Raw genomic sequence first — 2,938 nt, 5'->3', positions numbered from 1 at the left:
GGGTTTTAACCGTTACGGAATTGAATATAAGGAAATATTATTTCTTCTCTTGGTCTCATGGATATGGCGTTTGCTACCGCAAAGCTTTGCTAACCGCGTTTGCGATAGCATTCCGTCAGGAAAGCGTCCCGGAGGGAACAGAAACCCGCTCTTGTCAGAGCCGCTCCGCTTTATATGTTGCGGAGCAAAACGCCATCCCTCGACCGCTTTTTTTCCCTTAAAAGGGGAGGCTTCAAGGTGCGAACTATTTAATTATTAATTATTCGGTAACAGGGAATAGGGAATATATAGGAAAAAAGTATTTTTGCAAATATGAGATGCACCCCAAAAATAGGATTAATTACAGCAGTTATCGAGTAGATGAAGTACAAGGTTTTATTGCTTTAGGGAACAGGGAGAAATTTATCAGAGAAAAGATTTTTATTATGGCTAATTAATGAGACTTGATATAACTTATAAATAGGGCTTGCTGAATAAATCTAAAAGCTTTTACAGATAGAGCTTTTAGCATTTTTAGGTATGGAAAAAGTACTTGTTTTTCAGCTCTTAATTCTCAAAAAGTTACCATTTTAGGCACATCGTTGGGCAAAAAAAATTACTTTCTTGTTCCTCGACTCCCCTACTCCCCTACTCCCCCACTCCTTAAAAAAGACTTTTTCAGCAAACCCTAAATAATCATTCCTTCCTTCTTCCATCTTCCTTCTTCAACTATTTATCTTTTTTAAATATCAGAATATATAATCCTCGCCCACTAGAAGGATTAAAAACCACATCAGTTTGACTTAATTCCCATCCATCTTTACCCGCATCATTTAAAGCTTGTGTATAGCGGTCTCTTTCTTCATTACTTTGAGGAAAACCAAATTGATATTCAACCTTATATTCATATTTTCTACCTCTACCTTGACTTAACTTTTCTGACTCGATTGCCTCAATTTTTTGTTCTATTTTAAGTGTATTTTCAGGAATAGAAGTTGCGAAAGTTTTATTAGGCGAAAAAATTAACGCCACCGCTAGAAAAATAATTGCAATATTCAAAACAATTAAGTTAATAACTATAAGTTTATTTAGATTCCAGTCTCTCATAATGATTTCTCTTAGTTGAAGAAGGAAGAAGGAGTAGGGGAGTAGGGGAGTAGGGGAGTAGGGGAGTGGAAAAAACTGTGAGTACGAAAGAAAGCAAAATACATCCTCGTTCTTTTAATTGGAGCTGAGGTAATTTGTCCTCAGTTCAATCAATAGCATTACGGTTGCAAGACTGCCCATTTTTTTATACCGAATTATATTATGTCCGGATAAGAGCGTGACAAAAAAACTTTCTACACCTTAAAACCCCCTTTTCTTCCCTCCTGACTCCTGACAAAAAAATAAGGTCAATAGCTTCCCCTTGTCTGCATCGCGAGCTATCGCTACTACAAGGGGATGAAAAAAAATCAAGTTCAATATTTTAAACCTCTGACTTTAACTAGAGGTACTGATAACTGATAACTGATAACTGATAACTGAAATTACTCCTCTCTCAACCCATAATATTGCTAAAAAACTCTATTGTTTCTTTCAAAGCAACAATAAAAGCATCAATATCATCACGGGTATTATAAAAAGATAAACTTGCTCTAGCTGTGGATGAAATATTCAAATATTTGTGTAAAGGTTGAGCACAATGATGACCTGAGCGAATTGCTACACCTGCTTCATCTAAAATTGTTGATAGATCGTTGGGATGAAGATTTTCTACAGTAAAAGATGCTAATGCTGCCCTACTTTCACCATTTTCATTTGGTTGAGGTCCATAAATAGTAACTTCAGGAATTTGGTTCAATCTTTCAAATAAATAAGTAGTTAATTCTGCTTCATAATTATGGATTTTATCCATACCTATATTTGTCAAATAATCTACTGCTGCACCAAGAGCGATCGCTTCTCCAATAGCTGGTGTTCCTGCCTCAAATTTATGGGGTAATTCGGCATAGGTGGAATGGTCAAAAAATACTTCGGAAATCATTTCGCCTCCTCCTAAGAATGGGGGCATTTCTTCTAATAATTCTAATTTTCCATAGAGAAAACCAATACCAGTAGGAGCGCACATTTTATGACCGGAAGCTACTAACCAATCACAATCTATTTCCCGTACATCTACTGCGATATGAGGAACACTTTGGCAAGCATCTATTAATACTTTTGCTCCATTTTGATGAGCAGTAGTGCAGATTTCTTGCACTGGATTTTGACAGCCTATAACATTAGAAATATGGGCAACTGCTACTAATTTTGTTTTATCTGAAACTAGAGTTTTATATTGCTCAAAATTAAATTCTCCGGTCTCTGTCAACTCAACAAATTTTAAAACTGCTCCAGTTTTTTGAGCAATCATTTGCCAGGGAACAAAATTACTATGATGTTCCATAACTGAGACAATAATTTCATCTCCGGGTTTGAGATTATTTAAACCCCAAGAATAGGCGACTAAATTAATTGCTTCACTAGCATTTCGAGTATAAACAATTTCATTCCGAGATGCTGCATTTACAAAAGCAGCTACTTTATCTCTTGTTCCTTCATAAGCATCTGTTGCTTTTGAGCTTAAGGTGTGAATACCTCGGTGTACATTAGAATTATATTTGAGGTAATATTCTTGCCAAGCATTAATAACTGCTAAGGGTTTTTGGGAAGTAGCAGCATTATCTAAATAAACTAGTGGTTTACCATTTATTTCCTGATTTAAAATCGGAAAATCTTCCCGTACTTTTTCACCTAATGTTTTTTCTTGAATAATAGTCATTTTTTTTTCAAGTAAGATTTTCTTTTAACTAATTTTAAGTCCGTTGACTTGAAGTAGGAGGAATTGAAAAATCAAAGGTCTACTTTTGCTGATGTTCCTCATCTATTAGATATAGCGCTGTGCGCAGGCAACAGGCAACAGGCAACAGGCAACAGG

The 2,938-nt window shown here is 35.7% G+C and carries 3 protein-coding genes; 1 reads left to right on the top strand and 2 read right to left on the bottom strand.

What is annotated here, in order from left to right; translation table 11 throughout:
- Window positions 1-221 (top strand): hypothetical protein (locus AC3DU7_RS30060; protein WP_488042904.1); only part of this gene is annotated, 221 nt, incomplete at its 5' end.
- 487 nt (window positions 222-708) lie between these two features.
- Here the strand turns inward: AC3DU7_RS30060 and AC3DU7_RS30055 are convergent.
- Window positions 709-1,086: a DUF4177 domain-containing protein gene (locus tag AC3DU7_RS30055; protein WP_488042903.1), complete on the bottom strand. Its 378-nt coding sequence runs from the start codon at window positions 1,084-1,086 to the stop codon at window positions 709-711.
- 433 nt (window positions 1,087-1,519) lie between these two features.
- A complete protein-coding gene (locus AC3DU7_RS30050; protein WP_488042902.1) occupies window positions 1,520-2,782 on the bottom strand; it encodes a SufS family cysteine desulfurase in 1,263 nt (420 codons plus the stop codon).
- Window positions 2,783-2,938: the final 156 nt, after the last annotated feature.

The sequence above is a fragment of the Okeania sp. genome, from assembly GCF_983059655.1.
This window is presented reverse-complemented; position numbering and strand designations above follow the sequence as displayed.

What these genes read in the sequence shown, in the direction of transcription:
- AC3DU7_RS30050 (WP_488042902.1), bottom strand. Translation starts at nt 2,782, where the DNA reads ATGACTATTATTCAAGAAAAAACATTAGGTGAAAAAGTACGGGAAGAT.
- AC3DU7_RS30055 (WP_488042903.1), bottom strand. Translation starts at nt 1,086, where the DNA reads ATGAGAGACTGGAATCTAAATAAACTTATAGTTATTAACTTAATTGTT.